This is a genomic window from Marinilactibacillus sp. XAAS-LB27 (genome assembly GCF_036039175.1).
GTDB lineage: Bacteria > Bacillota > Bacilli > Lactobacillales > Carnobacteriaceae_A > Marinilactibacillus.
On record NZ_JAYXKP010000004.1, the window covers coordinates 30,504 to 47,200 of the forward strand.

Sequence of the window (16,697 nt, forward strand, 5' to 3'; positions counted from 1 at the left end):
AACTCGAGCAAAAGAGGATGATTCCTTTGCTCGAGTTTTCGTTATTTTACTACTGTGCTTTACAAACTAGTGAGTATGAAGTAAGATGAACTTAACTACTAAGTAATACAACTTAGTGAAGTGGAATGATCAGACAAAGGTGATGGAATGAAGAAGACACAACTATTAAAAGGCGTCCTGGAGGGATGCGTTTTATTAATTATTAAAGAAAAGGAAGTTTATGGATACGAACTCGTGCAGCAACTCAAAAAATCAGGTTTTGAAGAGATTGTTGGTGGGACAGTTTATCCGATTTTACAAAAACTTGAAAAGAACGCTTTGACGACTAGTGTCAAAAAACCATCATCAGATGGACCCGATCGAAAGTACTATCAGATAACTGAAAAGGGTAGAGAATATTGCGATGACTTCGTACAAAACTGGAAGGAACTGGAAAGTAGCGTCCATCATTTGATAGATTGAAGGAGGAGACAACATGAACAGTACTAAATTAGTTATCCAACAGAATAATGAACTAAGAGAAGAACTGAACGAAGAGAACAAAGCATATTACGAAGAAATGCTTGTTTATATGAGGGTTAGAAGCTGGCTTAAGGATGAAGAAAAAGTAGAAGAAGTATTAATGCAGGTCCTTCAAGACATGGTCAGTGCTCAAGAAGAAAGCATACCGGCTGAAAAGTATTTTGGAAAAAATCCCCAAACTTATGCAAATCAAATACTTTCTAACCTAGAACGGAATTGGGTAGATCATTTGCAATTGGTCTTTTCAATTGTCGGTTTTACTCTAGTCCTTAGTATATTGAACAACATCATCACTATGGCTACAGGTTTAAATCTGGTTACGGTACTATCTAGATCGTTCCTCATTTATGTAGCTGTTTTTGCAGTCTTTAAGTGGATTGAAATGGATAGCTTTACGAACACCTCCTCAAAATGGAAAGACTTTCTATTTATGGTAATAATTCTAAGCGTATTTGTTCTAGGAATGATTGTTGAAACGATGCTACCCTATCAGTTATTTATTAACATTCCTATAACGGTGTCTTGGGGGATTTTGATTCTATGTTTAATAGGCGCTATTTGGAAATTTTTTGTGCTATCTAAAGAAGAACGGAAAGCATGGGTATTCCCCCTTTTATTTCTAGTGGGCGCTTCATGTATCGGTCTAATTAATTACCTCTAAATAGTAGTGAAAAGAAGCTGGCTAAATAATCTTAGGAGGAAACTTAGTGAAACATACAAAAATACACGAAAGAAATAATCAACTCAAGAAAGTACTCACAGAAGAAAACAAGAAACAATATACTAAGATTGAAAGCTATATTCAATTCGGAAACACATTTAAAAATCCGATAGAATTAGAGTCAAGTCTGAATGGTTTTCTTCACGAAGTGATTGAAGCGCAAGAAAATGGTAAGACTGTTAACGAATATGTAAACGACCAGCCCAAAGAATTTGCACGTAACTTTTTATCAAAGTTAAAAAATAGACCGCAAGAACTTCTAAAAACAATTGGTATTTATCTGTATGTGTTATTTTTAATTAATTTTGCTTTAAACAGATTTTCAATAGACATTGTTGATCTCATTACACTGACATTGCAAACAGCTGTCTTTTTGGGGATTATGAAGAAATTACTGCAGTGGGACGTTTTCAGTGAAACGGAAACACTGTTGAGACTCATTACTGGTGGTGCACTGGCGGGAATAGCGTTCGCACTAGTAGGCATCTTGAGAGATCAGATGGGATTTTTAACGTGGATAATTGAAATTCCTTTTGTTGTTTTTGTAGGTATGCTGTCTGTAGTAGCTCTAACAATAACGGTTCTGATGGTTGTTTACAAAAATAAGAGCAAAGCAGACTGGTTTGTGAACATCATTCTCTTAGGGGGTTCTTTGATAATCGGAATACTGAATTACCTGTAATAAAACTTACGAACGACGGTTGAACAGAAAGAGGCGAACCATGAAAAATACAGAAAGCGTCAAAGTGTTAGTAGAACGCAACGAAGAAATCAGCAAAGCATTGTACATAGAAAATCAGAAGTATTATCAAAAATTAGCAGATTACGTTAGATACGGTAGCTATTTAAAAGATGAAAAAGAAATAGAAGAATTTTTACTACAAGTACTAGAGGATACACTTCAAGCTCAAAAAGAGGGTGTATCAGCTGAAAGTTACTTCGGAAAAGATCCAAAATCATCGGCAGATGAATTGTTAGCTACCTTAAGATTTGACTGGATTGGGATCTGGAAAATGCTTGGAGTAGTATTTAGCTTCTACTTTTTCTTCACTTTCGCAGTGGGGAATTCAAGTGTCGATATTATAAGCTTTGTCGTTCGGATTGTAGGGATTGTGATTGCTGTAGGCATGATATTCAATATCCAAAAAAGAAGCATCTATAGTAAAAAGAATACCCGAAAAGACCGTCTACTTTCTAATGTTCTTATAGGACTGGTTCTTTTGCCGATTATTCTATTAGAGTTTTTCTTTAAAACAAATTTATTTGTAGTTCAATTTCCCTACTTACTAGTAACCTGCGCAGTCTTTATTGCAGATTTGATGGTTACGTGGAAATGGTTTAAAACACCTAAAGAAAAACGGGATATTTGGTCGATTTTTATGATGGCTACCTGGATTTCATTATTCATGGGTATTATCAATCATGTCTTATTACCCATGATAATAAGTAGATGACGAAGTTAGAATATAGACTTCAATCCTAAACACCTCTTTAGTTAGCATGAAAAATTGTCGCTTTTGAGCATATAATACTAATTAGAGGTATTTCCTATGTTACGATATAAGTGAGAAAATTGATCTGATAGAAGTTGACCAAGTAACAAGTAATGCGCTTTTATGATTCTTAACTCTTTTTTTAAGAAGGTCCTTTATAATAGAGGCAAGATGATAAATACGTTGCATAAAAAGGAAACATAGGAGGACGATCGTTTGGAAATCGGGATAGATAAAATGGGGTTTTATACCCCAGAATTTTTTATAGATATGGAAAAGTTGGCTGAGGTTAGAGGTGTTGAACCAGCTAAGTATACGATCGGAATTGGTCAAGAAAAAATGGCTGTAGCGCCATTGTCTCAAGACGCAGTAACCATGGCTGCGAACGCAGCGCTTGAAGTTTTGGACGAAGAAGATAGAGAAGCCATTGATTTTGTTTTACTAGGAACAGAATCTGGAGTAGATCACTCAAAATCTGGCGCTGTATGGGTACACCGTTTAACCGGTATCCAAAAGTATGCACGTTCGGTTGAATTGAAACAAGCTTGTTATAGCGCGACCGCTGCTATCACAATGGCTATGGGGCATATTTCATTGCATCCTGAACGCAAAGTACTTGTATTAGGAACAGATATTGCGAAATATGGGTTAAATACTGGTGGAGAACCCACACAAGGTGCGGGTGCTGTCGCAATGGTCTTATCTGCTAATCCTCGCATTTTAGCACTGGATACGGATAGCGTGTCTATGTCAGAAGATATTTCGGATTTCTGGCGTCCACTACACTCAGACTACGCCATAGTGGATGGTAAATTCTCGAACCAAGCTTACTTAAACTTCTTAGCGGATGTTTGGGGTGAGTACAAACAAAGAAACAATCGTGACCTTAGTGATTTTGAAGCATTATGCTTCCATGTACCGTACACTAAAATGGGTAAAAAGGCATTGAAAGCTTTAACGGAACAGGCTTCTGAAGAAGATGCTGCTCGTCTGATGGGATATTATGAGCCAAGCATTTCTTACAATAAAGCAGTTGGAAACATTTATACAGGATCACTTTATTTAAGTCTGTTATCTTTACTAGAACAAGGACCTGAACTGCCAGAAGACGCACGTATCGGTTTATTCAGCTATGGTTCTGGTGGTGTTGGGGAATTCTTCAGCGGAAAAGTCAAACCTGGATACAAAGAACACATGCTAAAAGACGAACACGAAGCGCTACTCAATAATCGTCGTGAATTATCTATAGAAGAGTACGAAAATATTTTACAGCAAGCTTTGCCAAAAGATGAAACAGACATCGAGTTGGACGTTCTGGAAACAACTTCTGGTACGGTTGTACTGAAAGGTGTTCAAGCGAACATTCGTCATTACGGTAAAAACTAACCAGACAATTGAACAATATAAATCTAAAGTTGTCTTTAAATAAAGGAGACGTTTCTTTTATGCAAAAAGTATATATAGCAGGTGCTAAACGTACACCAATCGGTTCATTTTTGGGTGCTTTAAAAGACGTGTCTGCTTCAGATTTAGGAAAAACGGCTATTGAAGCTGTATTGAGTCAAAGCGGAATCAACCCTTCAGAAGTCAATGAAGTATCTTTAGGAAATGTTTTGTCTGCCGGTCAAGGTCAAGGTGTAGCTAGACAAGCATCGATTAAAGCTGGGATACCGGAAACGACTCCTGCTTATAGTACGAATATGGTCTGCGGTAGTGGACTCAAAACAGTCATGAACGCTTTCACCGGTATTCGCGCAGAAGAATATGATGTTGTGGTTGCAGGTGGAACGGAATCGATGAGCCAGGCACCTTATTTGTTACCAGGACGAACTCGTGACGGGATCAAGATGGGAAACTTCCAGACAATTGATCATATGGTCCACGACGGACTAACAGATGCGTTCGAAGGATACCATATGGGGATAACAGCTGAAAATATTGCAGAACAATACGAAATATCTCGTGAAGATCAAGATGCTTTTGCATATGATTCTCAGCAGAGAGCGTTGACTGCACTAGATGAGGGTATCTTTGATGATGAAGTTGTACCTGTCAGTTGGACTTCAAGACGCAAGCAAGAGATCACTGTAGATACAGATGAATATCCAAACCGTAACGCGAATCTTGAAAAAATACAGTCTTTGAGACCAGCATTCAAGAAAGACGGAACAGTGACCGCGGCAAATGCTTCTGGTTTAAACGATGGCGCAAGTGCAACGGTCATTGTGGGTGAAGAATATTTGACGCAGCACGACATTCAGCCACTAGCTGAAATTGTCGCGATCGGTCAAGGTGGCGTCGATCCTTCTATTATGGGAATGGGACCAGTACCTGCGGTCAAACAAGCTTTGAAGAAATCGGGATTATCTTTTGAGGATATCGATCTGCTTGAGTTGAATGAAGCTTTTGCCTCACAAAGTTTAGCCGTGATTCAGAAATTATCTGAAGCTTTTGAAGTAGACAAAGAAGTATTAAAACAAAAAACCAATCTTCATGGTGGCGCAATTGCTTTAGGTCATCCGATCGGGGCAAGCGGTAACCGCATCTTAGTGACTTTGTTATATACATTGAAGCGCAAAGGACTAAAATACGGGATCGCTTCACTTTGTATTGGTGGCGGAATGGGTGCCGCTGTCATTATTAGAAATACAGATGTTGATTAAATACCTAGAGACCAACCTTTGAACATGAAGGTTGGTCTTTTTTAGCTTTAAATTGACTTTTATGGTGATGGTTGTCAATGAATTCATTATAATCAGAATATCGAATAGATTTAAAAATACGTTTCGACGAGGAGAAAGCCATGAAATTAACCAAATGGATGATCTTGCCCTTGTTTTTAATGGGATGTAGCAGTCAGGAATCAAATGAGACCATTGAACCAGCAGAAGAAACGAGTGAAATTACTAGTGTAGAACTAACAGAAACAAAGGATGTTGATCAAAAATACTTATTTGATTCTTCAGATGATAGGGAGTTAGAGATTATAAACGAAATATTATCTACCGCAACTGAGATGGATGGGATCGTAGACATGATAGACCCGAACTATAAAATGGTTGTTGAACGGGAAGATGATGAATCAGAAACTTATTCTATCTGGTGGGAAGAAGAAGATCCAACTCAGCTTTCTTTGATGGATTGGGTAGATACACATACAGTTTATAGACTTGAAGGAGAATCAGCACGTCAGTTTGAAGAACTGATAAAGTAAAAATAAAAGTAGAAGGTCCTCTAAAACCAGATTAGAGGACCTTCTACTTTTAATTATTCTACGTCTTTTTTAGCTAGTAAATCTCTAATATCTTCCAATAACTCTTCTACTGTAGGTGCTTCTACAGGTGTTTCTTCTGGTTCAGGTTTATTTCTAAGCGTCAATGTATTGATAAACTTGATGATGAAGAAAAGAACCAGTGCAACCAAGAAAAAGTTGATAACAGCTTGTAGAAATTCCCCATACTTTAGCTCTGCTGTCCCAATCTCTAAGTACAAATCTGCTATTTCTGCTTGTCCGGTCAATGCAACGATAATCGGTGTAATAATATGTTCAACAAGTGAGTTCACAATAGCTGTAAAAGCAGATCCCATCACAAGTCCAACCGCTAACTCCAATACATTTCCTCTAGCAATAAATTCTTTGAATTCTTTGATCATATTTAATTAAAATCCTTCCTATAAATAAAATTGCGCATACGCCTATTCATTCTACTGAAGAATGAGAAGATTTTCAAATTTGACTATTTCCCTTTACGCGATTTTTACATAAATTTGATAGAAAGCCTCTTTAGAAACGGGGTATACTAAACATCCAGAAAACGGGACTTGTACAAATTGCAGTAGTTTGTAAGAAAAACAGACTTGATCGTTCGTGTTTTAATATGTGTTTTTAGAAAAGTGTTCACAAAATTGAGTAGACTTTTGTAATATCGAATGTTACTATTTTAGGTGGACAAGAAATATGCATATTTGAAATAATTGTAAAGTTGTACTTAGTTAAAACTAGGAGGAAAAAATTTTGTCTAACAAATGGTTAAAAGGTTTAGGAATTACTTTTGCTTCAACTTTAGTACTAGCAGCATGTGGAAATGGTGGCGACGACAACTCAGCTTCTGAAGAAACAAACGAAGATGGAAACGTAGCAATTGAAGAGCTTTCTGTTCAATTCGTACCTTCACGTGATCCAGAAGAAATCGTAGCTGCAACTGCACCCTTAGAAGACATCCTTAAAGACGAGATGGCTGACTTAGGATATGAAATTGGCAACGTTAAAATCGATGTCGGAACTGACTATGAAGCTGTTGGAGAAGCAATGTCTGCAGGTTCTGTAGATGTAGGATTCTTACCTGGTGGAACTTATGTCCTTTACGATGACGGAGCAGATGTTATCTTAACTTCAACTCGTGCAGGCTTAAGCAATGATTCTGAAGACCCTGCTGAATGGAATGCAAATAAACCAACTGACCCAACGGATGAACAAGTAACTTACTACCGTTCAATCCTAGTAGCAGGTCCTTCTGCAAAAGGCCGCGAATTAGCAGACAAAGTAAATAATGGCGAAGAATTAACATGGGAAGATTTAGACTCTGCTTCTTGGAGTGTGATGAGTTCTTCTTCTTCAGCTGGATACATTTATCCAACAATATGGATGCAAGAAAATTACGAACAATCTTTATCTGACTTGAGCCAAATTTCTCAAGCAGACTCATATGGAACTTCAGTATCTCGTCTTGCGACTGAACAAGCAGACGTTGCAGTAATGTATGCAGATGCTCGTCGTGACTATGTTGAAGACTGGGAAGGTACTTTCGGTGGAGAAGACACAATCTGGGACTCTACAGATGTAATTGGCGTAACACCTGGTATCTATAACGATACAATTAGTGTAAGTAAAAACTCTGACGTTATGACAGACGATTTAAAAGCAGCATTACAAGATGCATTCATCAATATTGCAAACACAGATGAAGGTAAAGAAATTATCGCTATCTACTCTCACGAAGGATACGAAAAATCTGAAAGTTCAGATTATGATGTTGAGCGTGAAGCACAACAAATCCTTAGAGATCTAACAAACTAATCAATAGATATCATCAAACTTAATACTCAATACCCAAAGATCAAGCTAGGAGACTCAATCTCCTGGCTTTCTTTTTGAGTATGTCTTAGAAAGGACAACGTGAATTATGATCGAATTTATTAATGTAAATAAAACCTATCCAAATGGGGTTACTGCATTAAAAGACGTAAACCTGAAGATTGAACAAGGAGAATTTGTAGCGATTATCGGCTTGTCTGGAGCAGGTAAATCTACTTTGATCCGTTGTATTAATCGTATGCATGAAATCAACGAAGGTACTTTAAATGTAGACGGTGTAAATGTAAGCAACTTAAGAGGAAAACAGGTTAGGGACTTCCGTCGTAAAATCGGTATGATTTTTCAATCTTTCAACCTTGTAACGAGAACGACTGTATTAAATAATGTGCTGGTTTCTTCTGTTCCAGAATTGTCTTTTTGGAGAAAAACGTTAGGATTATTTCCTAAAGAGAAAAAGATTGCAGCTCTTGAAGCATTGGATAAAGTCGGTATCTTAGATAAAGCTTACAACCGTGTAGATCAATTATCTGGTGGGCAGCAGCAACGTGTAGCGCTTGCGCGTACACTAGCTCAAAATCCTTCGATTATCTTAGCAGATGAGCCTGTAGCTTCTTTAGATCCGGTAACGGCAAAAGTGGTTATGGACGATTTCAAACGTATCAATCAGGAAATGGAAATGTCTATTTTGATCAATATCCATCACGTTGAACTAGCTTTGGAATACGCAGACCGCGTTATCGGCGTTCGTAAAGGTGAAGTCGTTTATGATGGGAAATCAGAAGATGTGACACAAGATGTGTTGAACAACATCTATGGTAGTTTGACTGAAGTTCCGCATATGGATGATCCCGAAGAAGCAAAAGTGTAAGGAGGAGAAACATTGGAAGAAACAGTTTACGATAAGATTTTCAAGCCGAAAACTTACACATTAGAAAATGGTAAAACAGTCAAACAAAGAGCTTCTAGAACGCCACTGATTCTCTTGCTTGTGCTGATTGCTACGTACGCTTCGTTTAGAACGACTGGTGCAGATTTATCTTTATTATTAAAACGTGGTAACCAGTTTTTTGTCATTATCATTGGAATGTTCCCGCCTAACTTTGAGTTTCTTTCAAACATTTGGGGACCTTTATTCGATACAATTCAAATGTCATTATTAGGATCGCTTGCAGGGGCTCTAGTAGCTGTACCGCTAGCCTTACTTTCATCTAGTAATATTATTAAAAATGCATTCGTTAATGGATTCTTCAAATTCTTCTTAAGTATTCTAAGAACTTTACCGACATTGGTTCTGGCATTGATCTTTACCTTTTTATTCGGATTAGGGACAATGGCAGGGATGTTATCCATTTTCATCTTTACCTCTTCTTACGTCGGAAAACTAATGTATGAACATATTGAAAATGTGGACATGGGCGCTTTTGAAGCAAACGAATCGATGGGATTATCGAAAGTAGAAGCTTTCAGGTATGCGATTATTCCAGAAGTATTGCCGACATACTTGTCAGTATCTCTGTATGCATTTGAAGGAAACGTTCGATATGCGGCAATTTTAGGATATGTAGGTGCGGGTGGTATTGGGCTAGTTCTTAATGAGCGTCTGGGCTGGAGAGATTATCCTAGTGTAGGAATGGTTCTTTTAGTCTTAATGATCGTAGTGTTCATTATTGAACGCGTCAGTGAATACTTTAGACGTAAATTGTCTTAGAGAGGAAGAGTTAAATGAACGAAGCAATTCAAACACAATATAACAAAGCCCCGAATCGTAAATTGTACTTTATAACAATATCAATTATTATATTAGCTCTTCTGATCTGGTCATTTATAGGTGTCGATATTACAGGCTTAGATCAAAAAGGAACAGGTCTTGCAGTCAACATTGTCAGAGGGATTGTAACGCCAGATTTAGAATTTTTATTTGACTTTTCAACTCAAGGTGTACCGTACCTATTGTACGAAACAATTGCCATCGCTTTACTGGGAACAGTATTTGGTTCTTTACTAGCTATTCCAATTTCATTTTTGATGGCGCCAAGTGTAGTTAGTGGACCAGTGGCTTATATCACAAGACTGGTTGTTATCTTTATTCGTACGATTCCATCGCTGGTTTACGGGATTATGTTTATTCGTGTAACAGGTCCAGGGGCTTACGCAGGGGTACTCACGATGTCAATCACTTCGATTGGTATGATTTCTAGACTGTATGTTGACGTTATTGAAAATCTAGACCGTGGTGTACTAGAAGCGATGACTTCAATGGGCTGTACGACGTATCAGAAAATTCGTTATGGTATTTTACCACAGCTATTTTCAAGCTTCTTATCTACAACGATTTATCGTTTCGATATGAACTTACGTGATGCGACGATTTTAGGATTAGTTGGTGCTGGTGGTATCGGTGCACCATTGATTTTCGCAATGAGATCTTATCGTTGGAACCAAGTTGGATCTATTCTGATTGGACTAGTCGTACTGATTCTTTTAGTGGAACTATTCTCAAACAAACTAAGATCTAGATTAGTTAGCGGAACAAAATAAAATATAGTATACTCGAGAAGTTGCATCTTGGAAAAGGTGCAGCTTTTTATTATAATTGGAAAGCGCCGGTTGTAAGCAAGAAAACCGTGCTGCGGAGGGTTTAAATGAATACCAATAAATTGTTTTTTAAATATGTTAGTTTAAATGTTTTAGGTATGATCGGAATTTCTTTATATATTCTAGCGGATACTTTTTTTATCGCACAAGCTCTGGGCTCCAACGGAATCGCTTCTTTGAATTTGAGTATACCGGCTTACGGTGTGATTCACGGGATCGGACTGATGCTGGGACTAGGTGGAGCTTCGCGCTTTAGCATACTGAATGCACAGCGGAAAATTAAAGAAGCACGAAGTGTTTACACGCAATCTCTTCTATTTGGATTGATTGTGGGAATCGTATTTTCTATTATAGGTGTTGTAGGTGCAGATACTATTGCACGCATGCTTGGTGCTAACAACGAAACGTTTGCGAATACGTCTATTTACCTAAGAACACTGTTGTTCTTTTCTCCATTTTTTATTTTGAATAATGCTATGCAATCTTTTGTTAGAAATGACGGTGATCCATCACTAGCAATGTACGGCATGTTACTGGGTAGTTTTTTGAATATTGTCTTGGATTATATTTTTATTTTCCCGTTAGATATGGGGATGTTTGGAGCAGCTCTAGCAACGAGTATTGCGCCGATCAGTAGTTTGGCCATTTTAAGTATGCACTTTAGACGTCCAACGAATCAGCTGAAATTTGTGTTCCAAGGTATTCAACTAAAAGTGATGAAAGATATCTGTTACTTGGGTGCAGCTGGATTTATCAATGAAATTGCAGCCGCTGTGGTTATGTTTTCATTTAACACGATTATCTTTACACTTGAAGGAAATCTAGGACTAGCCGCTTACGGTATTGTCGCAAATATCTCTTTTGTCGTATTATCGTTGTTTACAGGGGTCGCACAAGGAGCACAGCCGCTTTTAAGTGATAGCTATGGGCTCAAAGACTTAGACAAGATGAAACACGTACTAACGCTTTCTATAGCCACAGCGCTCTCTATTAGTACGCTGATTTATGTCTCGACTTTTGTATTCAGAGACGGCATTATTTCTGCTTTTAATAGCGATCAGAATCTGCACGTTAAAGAGATGGCAGTTTTTGGTCTTTTGATTTACTTTATCGGTTTTTTCTTCGCAGGAGCCAATACGATCCTGACAACGTATTTCAGTGCAACGGATCAACCAAGGTTGGCATTATTCTTTTCCCTTCTTAGAGGTGGATTTATCATTATTCCAGTTGTTTTATTATTGAGTCATCTTTACGGGATGACCGGGGTATGGTCTTCTTATGTAGTGGCGGAAGCAGTCGTCATTGGCTGGATTATGGTTAAAATGAATCCGAAAAAACGCATTAAGCAGAAAAAAGTACAAACTAAATAAACTTCAAAAATTTATAACTAAATTAACCGCTGATTTGTTCTGTAACGGAACAGTTAGCGGTTGTTTTTTATAAGATAACATCTTTTAGAGACTGATTACATTAATTAAACATACGAAGATAAATAAGCGTACAATAAATCTATCTTGTAGTTGAAGGGATTTGAGAGGATGAACAAGTATGTTGTGCTACTTCGAGGAATCAATGTCGGTGGTAAAAATAAAGTGAAGATGGCAGACTTGCGTACTGAATTAATAAAAGAAGGATTTGATACTGTTCAAACCTATATTCAAAGTGGAAATATAGTCGTCGAATCTAACCTAGTTAGTGAAACGATTACCCAAAAAGTAGCGACTCTACTAACCCAAAAATTCACATTAGATACGACTTCATTAAAAATATTGACGTTAAACAAAGAAAGCTATGAATCAGTCATAGCGGAGGCACCTGAAAACTATGGAAGAGTTGATCAGACAGTTGATTATCGTTATGATGTCTTATTCTTGATAGACATTACTGCTGAAGATGCTATGAAAGAAGTCGAAACACGTGGTGGGATTGATCAATCTTGGTGCGGAACCAATGTAATCTATTACCGTAGACCTGGACCAACGCACCCGGATTATACTAAAAGTGCATTAAGCAGACTTGCAAAAAAAGATATTTACCAGTCAATGACCGTTAGAAATTGGAAGACAACCACAAGGCTATGGGAAATGATTCAAACCTAACCATTTACAATAAAAGTTATCCTATTATCGGTAACTTCTGGTAGAGAAATTAGTATTTTTTTAATTTATTGTGGTGTACGGAAATTTACAAATCTTTCTAAAATTTAACTACGTTAAATGCACGAATTGTTCCTAATTACTGAACATCATTTGTTGGGTTGAAACGCATTTGTCAGTATCCATGTAAAGATACCTAGAAGACATGAAGGTTTTATATTAAGAAACAGTAGTGGTAAAAAGAATTAATAAATAATTAGCTTTTTTGAAAATAGAGATAGTTATACAAAAGAAAAAGTTATTGACAAAAGATTTTTGACTCTTTATTCTTAGACTTACAAAAGTGAATAGTCTTCAGGGCAGGGTGAAAGTCCCTACCGGTGGTAAAGCCCACGAGCCGCAAGGCAGATTCGGTTAAATTCCGAAGCCGACAGTATAGTCTGGATGAAAGAAGACATTGAATGATATAGTGAATATTCTGGGAGTCTGTAATTTTTGACTTTTAGGACAGTAGCTAGTTGTATTCAGAATGCCCTGGGAAAATTTTTTTTCCAGGGTTTTTAGCGTTCTCTACTGTATAGGAGCAATCGTATACTAGGAGTCTGTTTATTTGAATACAGTTAAATTCAAAAGCCAAGCCCTGAATCTCTAATAAAGATTTAGGGTTTTTTTTGATGGAAGGAGAATCTATGTGGACAGATTCTATATGAGAATCGCATTAATGTTAGCAGAAAAAGGTAGGGGACAAACCTCACCAAATCCGCTCGTCGGAGCCGTTATTGTTAAAGAAGGAAGAGTCATAGGTCACGGATATCATGAACAATACGGGAGACCGCACGCTGAAGTTAATGCTATTAAAAATGCAACTGAGCCGGTGGGAGGCGCAACAATTTACGTCACACTTGAACCTTGCGTACATTTTGGGAAAACGCCGCCTTGTACGGATTTAATTATTAAAAGCAAGATAAAAAGAGTCGTCGTAGCTGCAACGGATCCCAATCCATTGGTAGCCGGTAAAGGCATTCAACTTCTCCAAGAAGCAGGTATTGAAGTAAGAGAAGGCGTACTTCGAGAAGAAAGTGAAAAATTAAACGAGGTATTCAATAAATTTATTACAACTAAAAAACCCTTTGTCATTATGAAGTATGCAATGACGTTGGATGGGAAAATTGCTACTGAATCAGGGGAATCTAAATGGATTTCATCTAAAAAATCTAGAAATCATGCGCATAAAATCAGAGGGAAGGTTGCTGCAATATTGGTAGGGATTGGGACGGTACTTAAAGATGATCCATTACTAACCTGTCGCATTGAAGGGATGTCGAATCCTATAAGGGTTGTGTTAGATAGGAACTTGAGTATACCAGAGTCATCAAATATTCTTCAGACTTTAGATCTAGCGCCTACGATTATTTTTACATCCGAGTCAGCTTGTGTAGAGAAAATAGATCGACTGAAGCAAAAGGGTGTGCAAGTTTTATTGATGCAGTTGGATGACGGAACATTCGACTTCAAAAAATTAATGACGATTTTAGGGGACGCTTGTATCGATAGTCTATTGATTGAAGGCGGGGCTTCAACTCATGCAGCAGCATTCGAAGCTGGTGTCGTAGATAAAGTTGCTGTGTATATTGCGCCCAAGATACTCGGAGGTCAGAATGCTTTATCTCCTATTGGGGGGGAAGGGATTCAGAAGATCAGTGCAGCTTTGGAACTCAAAACGTATGAGTTGAGTCAATTAGGAGAAGATATTTTAGTAGAAGGGTATTTGTAAGAGGAGGAATCAAAGTGTTCACAGGGATAGTCGAAGAAATTGGAACAGTGACAAACATCAGAAAGTCTGTAAAATCTAGTCGAATAACCATTAGTGCGAGTGAAGTCTTGCAAGGAACAAAAATCGGGGACAGCATTATGGTTCAGGGCGTTTGCTTGACCGTAGAGAAGATGACTACTCAAACCTTTGAAGCAGATGTCATGGCTGAAACAATGACTAGGACGAATTTTCAACAGTTAACGAATCAATCACGTGTAAATTTAGAGCGTGCATTAACCTTAGAAACAAGGTTAGGTGGCCATATGGTTAGTGGACACATTGACGGAACAGGGATTATTAAAAGGTATCGACAGGAAGAGAATGCAGTTTGGGTAACCGTGGAAACTGGATCCGAAATTCTCAAATATATAATCGAAAAAGGGTCCATTGCTATAGACGGTATTAGCTTGACTGTCGTTTCAGTAACGGACAAATCTTTTTCTGTATCCATTATTCCACATACCGCTGAAGAAACAACATTGCTCAAGCATAGCATAGGTGATTTGGTCAATTTAGAGTGTGACCTTATTGGGAAATATGTGGAAAAATTGCTAAAAGTATCAAGTGAAAAAGCAACAAATCAGTCATCGATAACAGAGAGTGTTTTATTGAATGCTGGATTTATTTAGATGGAGGTAGACGTATGTTTAATGATATAGAAGAACTAATTGAAGATATCAAAAACGGAAAAAACGTTATTATCGTAGATGACGAAAACAGAGAAAATGAAGGAGACATTATCTGCGCAGCAGAATTTGCAACGCCAGAAAACGTTAACTTTATGGCTAAATATGCTAGAGGACTCATCTGTATACCTATGACAGGAGAATATACAAATAAATTTAATTTATCTCAAATGGTTAGTCGGAACACTGATGACCATGGTACTGCCTTTACCGTTTCAATTGATTTTAAAGATACGACTACTGGTATATCAGCCTATGAAAGATCACTCACAGCATTAAAACTTGTGGAAGAAAAAACAGAAGCTAAAGATTTCAAGCATCCAGGTCATATGTTTCCACTTGAAGCAGTAAAAGGAGGTGTTCTAAAAAGAATCGGACACACGGAAGCTACAGTCGACCTCGCACGTCTTGCTGGCTTAAAGCCAGTTGGACTTTGTTGTGAAATCATGAATGAGGATGGAACGATGGCGAGAAGAGATGACCTGATCGGTTTCGCGGCTGAGCATGGGTTGAAAATTGGTACAATCAAAGATTTAGTGGAGTATCGAAAGAAAACCGAACAAGTAATGATTAAGGATTCTGTTGCGAAATTGCCAACGAAGTACGGAGAATTTACAATCCACTCTTATCAGCATGCTTATACAAATGAGCATCATATCGCTCTAGTAATGGGCGTCGTCAGTGACGGAGAGCCGGTGTTGTGTAGGGTACACTCGGAATGTTTGACAGGAGATGTTTTTGCATCGAAAAAGTGTGATTGTGGAGAGCAATTAGACTTAGCCATGAAGAAGATTGCAGATGAAGGTAGAGGGATTCTGCTATATATGAGACAAGAGGGTAGAGGCATAGGTTTAATTAATAAAATTAGAGCATATGCTTTACAAGATCAAGGGCACGATACGATTCAAGCAAATTTACTCTTAGGGTTACCAGTCGATGCAAGAGAGTATCATGAGTGTAAACAAATTTTCGATGATTTGAGAGTCAATCGACTAAATTTGATGACAAACAACCCTTTGAAAGTATCTAGTTTAAAAGCATACGGATTAACGATTGAAAGTCTAGTTCCTATCAGCATAGAATCAAATATCTATGACCAGGATTATCTACGAACAAAAAAAGAAGAAATGGGTCATTACTTATAATGATACCTTGTATGGAGGGAAAAGTATGAAAGTATTAGAAGGAAATTTGATAGCGGAAGATTTGAAAATTGGTATTGTCATTGCTCGATTTAATGAATTTATTGGATCTAAATTATTGGACGGGGCAGTAGATGCCCTCATTAGACATGGTATGAAGGAAGCAGACATCGATGTTGCCTGGGTACCAGGGGCATATGAAATTCCTTTGGTGGCTAAAAAAATGGCGGCTACAGGACATTATGATGCAGTCATTACGCTTGGTGCGGTTATTAAAGGATCAACTTCGCACTACGACCATGTTTGTGCTGAAGTATCAAAAGGTGTGGCTTCAGCTTCTGATAGTACTGGTGTACCCGTGTTGTTCGGCGTATTAACAACAGATACAATCGAACAAGCGATTGAAAGAGCGGGAACAAAAGCAGGAAATAAAGGCTTTGAAGTAGCTACAGGAGCTATTGAAATGGCTAACTTAATGAAAGAATTTTAAGATAAATAGGGAAAGAACATAAAGCAAGTATGTGTTTAAATAAA

Annotated in this window: 18 protein-coding genes and 1 riboswitch; of the genes, 17 read left to right on the forward strand and 1 reads right to left on the reverse strand. The window is 37.7% G+C overall.

From position 1 onward, the window contains the following. The first annotated feature begins 147 nt into the window (after positions 1-147). From VXN63_RS06485 to VXN63_RS06515, 7 genes are all read left to right on the forward strand, one after another. Positions 148-462 carry a PadR family transcriptional regulator gene (locus tag VXN63_RS06485; protein WP_327757205.1) on the forward strand — a complete coding sequence of 105 codons (315 nt, stop codon included), beginning with the start codon at positions 148-150 and terminating at the stop codon, positions 460-462. Between the two features lie 13 nt (positions 463-475). Next, complete coding sequence (locus VXN63_RS06490; RefSeq protein ID WP_327757206.1) at positions 476-1,183, forward strand: hypothetical protein; 708 nt, start codon at positions 476-478, stop codon at positions 1,181-1,183. Positions 1,184-1,229: 46 nt separating this feature from the next. Next, positions 1,230-1,925 carry a hypothetical protein gene (locus tag VXN63_RS06495; protein WP_327757207.1) on the forward strand — a complete coding sequence of 232 codons (696 nt, stop codon included), beginning with the start codon at positions 1,230-1,232 and terminating at the stop codon, positions 1,923-1,925. Positions 1,926-1,965: 40 nt separating this feature from the next. Further along, on the forward strand, positions 1,966-2,697 hold the full coding sequence (locus VXN63_RS06500) for a hypothetical protein (protein WP_327757208.1): 732 nt from the start codon (positions 1,966-1,968) through the stop codon (positions 2,695-2,697). 255 nt (positions 2,698-2,952) lie between these two features. Then, complete coding sequence (locus tag VXN63_RS06505) at positions 2,953-4,122, forward strand: hydroxymethylglutaryl-CoA synthase (RefSeq protein WP_327757209.1); 1,170 nt, start codon at positions 2,953-2,955, stop codon at positions 4,120-4,122. Between the two features lie 59 nt (positions 4,123-4,181). After that, positions 4,182-5,399 (forward strand): acetyl-CoA C-acetyltransferase, encoded by a 1,218-nt coding sequence (locus tag VXN63_RS06510; RefSeq protein WP_327757210.1) that lies wholly within the window; start codon positions 4,182-4,184, stop codon positions 5,397-5,399. 140 nt (positions 5,400-5,539) lie between these two features. Continuing rightward, positions 5,540-5,950: a hypothetical protein gene (locus VXN63_RS06515; RefSeq protein WP_327757211.1), complete on the forward strand. Its 411-nt coding sequence runs from the start codon at positions 5,540-5,542 to the stop codon at positions 5,948-5,950. Positions 5,951-6,003: 53 nt separating this feature from the next. Here the strand turns inward: VXN63_RS06515 and mscL are convergent, their stop codons facing one another. Beyond that, the gene (mscL, locus tag VXN63_RS06520) at positions 6,004-6,390 is read right to left on the reverse strand and encodes a large conductance mechanosensitive channel protein MscL (RefSeq protein WP_327757212.1); all 387 of its coding nucleotides are present in this window, start codon (positions 6,388-6,390) and stop codon (positions 6,004-6,006) included. Between the two features lie 361 nt (positions 6,391-6,751). Here mscL and VXN63_RS06525 point away from each other — a divergent pair, with 361 nt between their 5' ends. The 10 genes from VXN63_RS06525 to ribH all read left to right on the forward strand — a co-directional run bounded on the left by VXN63_RS06525 (position 6,752) and on the right by ribH (position 16,653). Continuing rightward, a complete protein-coding gene (locus tag VXN63_RS06525; RefSeq protein WP_327757213.1) occupies positions 6,752-7,813 on the forward strand; it encodes a phosphate/phosphite/phosphonate ABC transporter substrate-binding protein in 1,062 nt (353 codons plus the stop codon). A gap of 106 nt (positions 7,814-7,919) precedes the next feature. Next, a complete protein-coding gene (phnC, locus tag VXN63_RS06530; protein WP_327757214.1) occupies positions 7,920-8,699 on the forward strand; it encodes a phosphonate ABC transporter ATP-binding protein in 780 nt (259 codons plus the stop codon). A 12-nt stretch (positions 8,700-8,711) separates the two neighbouring features. Beyond that, complete coding sequence (gene phnE, locus VXN63_RS06535) at positions 8,712-9,539, forward strand: phosphonate ABC transporter, permease protein PhnE (RefSeq protein WP_327757215.1); 828 nt, start codon at positions 8,712-8,714, stop codon at positions 9,537-9,539. Positions 9,540-9,553: 14 nt separating this feature from the next. Next, on the forward strand, positions 9,554-10,369 hold the full coding sequence (gene phnE, locus VXN63_RS06540; RefSeq protein ID WP_327757216.1) for a phosphonate ABC transporter, permease protein PhnE: 816 nt from the start codon (positions 9,554-9,556) through the stop codon (positions 10,367-10,369). 104 nt (positions 10,370-10,473) lie between these two features. Continuing rightward, positions 10,474-11,796 (forward strand): MATE family efflux transporter, encoded by a 1,323-nt coding sequence (locus VXN63_RS06545; RefSeq protein WP_327757217.1) that lies wholly within the window; start codon positions 10,474-10,476, stop codon positions 11,794-11,796. Positions 11,797-11,964: 168 nt separating this feature from the next. After that, the gene (locus tag VXN63_RS06550) at positions 11,965-12,525 is read left to right on the forward strand and encodes a DUF1697 domain-containing protein (RefSeq protein ID WP_327757218.1); all 561 of its coding nucleotides are present in this window, start codon (positions 11,965-11,967) and stop codon (positions 12,523-12,525) included. 343 nt (positions 12,526-12,868) lie between these two features. After that, a riboswitch (FMN riboswitch) is annotated at positions 12,869-12,982 on the forward strand. 246 nt (positions 12,983-13,228) lie between these two features. After that, a complete protein-coding gene (gene ribD, locus VXN63_RS06555) occupies positions 13,229-14,296 on the forward strand; it encodes a bifunctional diaminohydroxyphosphoribosylaminopyrimidine deaminase/5-amino-6-(5-phosphoribosylamino)uracil reductase RibD (protein ID WP_327757387.1) in 1,068 nt (355 codons plus the stop codon). Between the two features lie 14 nt (positions 14,297-14,310). After that, the gene (locus VXN63_RS06560) at positions 14,311-14,964 is read left to right on the forward strand and encodes a riboflavin synthase (RefSeq protein WP_327757219.1); all 654 of its coding nucleotides are present in this window, start codon (positions 14,311-14,313) and stop codon (positions 14,962-14,964) included. 14 nt (positions 14,965-14,978) lie between these two features. Beyond that, complete coding sequence (locus VXN63_RS06565) at positions 14,979-16,166, forward strand: bifunctional 3,4-dihydroxy-2-butanone-4-phosphate synthase/GTP cyclohydrolase II (protein WP_327757220.1); 1,188 nt, start codon at positions 14,979-14,981, stop codon at positions 16,164-16,166. A gap of 25 nt (positions 16,167-16,191) precedes the next feature. Next, positions 16,192-16,653 (forward strand): 6,7-dimethyl-8-ribityllumazine synthase, encoded by a 462-nt coding sequence (gene ribH / locus VXN63_RS06570; protein WP_327757221.1) that lies wholly within the window; start codon positions 16,192-16,194, stop codon positions 16,651-16,653. Positions 16,654-16,697: the final 44 nt, after the last annotated feature.

Coding starts and splice junctions, on each gene's coding strand:
- VXN63_RS06485 (WP_327757205.1), top strand. CDS start 148: ATGAAGAAGACACAACTATTAAAAGGCGTCCTGGAGGGATGCGTTTTA.
- VXN63_RS06490 (WP_327757206.1), top strand. CDS start 476: ATGAACAGTACTAAATTAGTTATCCAACAGAATAATGAACTAAGAGAA.
- VXN63_RS06500 (WP_327757208.1), top strand. CDS start 1,966: ATGAAAAATACAGAAAGCGTCAAAGTGTTAGTAGAACGCAACGAAGAA.
- VXN63_RS06510 (WP_327757210.1), top strand. CDS start 4,182: ATGCAAAAAGTATATATAGCAGGTGCTAAACGTACACCAATCGGTTCA.
- VXN63_RS06515 (WP_327757211.1), top strand. CDS start 5,540: ATGAAATTAACCAAATGGATGATCTTGCCCTTGTTTTTAATGGGATGT.
- mscL (WP_327757212.1), bottom strand. CDS start 6,390: ATGATCAAAGAATTCAAAGAATTTATTGCTAGAGGAAATGTATTGGAG.
- phnC (WP_327757214.1), top strand. CDS start 7,920: ATGATCGAATTTATTAATGTAAATAAAACCTATCCAAATGGGGTTACT.
- phnE (WP_327757216.1), top strand. CDS start 9,554: ATGAACGAAGCAATTCAAACACAATATAACAAAGCCCCGAATCGTAAA.
- VXN63_RS06545 (WP_327757217.1), top strand. CDS start 10,474: ATGAATACCAATAAATTGTTTTTTAAATATGTTAGTTTAAATGTTTTA.
- VXN63_RS06550 (WP_327757218.1), top strand. CDS start 11,965: ATGAACAAGTATGTTGTGCTACTTCGAGGAATCAATGTCGGTGGTAAA.
- ribD (WP_327757387.1), top strand. CDS start 13,229: ATGAGAATCGCATTAATGTTAGCAGAAAAAGGTAGGGGACAAACCTCA.
- VXN63_RS06565 (WP_327757220.1), top strand. CDS start 14,979: ATGTTTAATGATATAGAAGAACTAATTGAAGATATCAAAAACGGAAAA.
- ribH (WP_327757221.1), top strand. CDS start 16,192: ATGAAAGTATTAGAAGGAAATTTGATAGCGGAAGATTTGAAAATTGGT.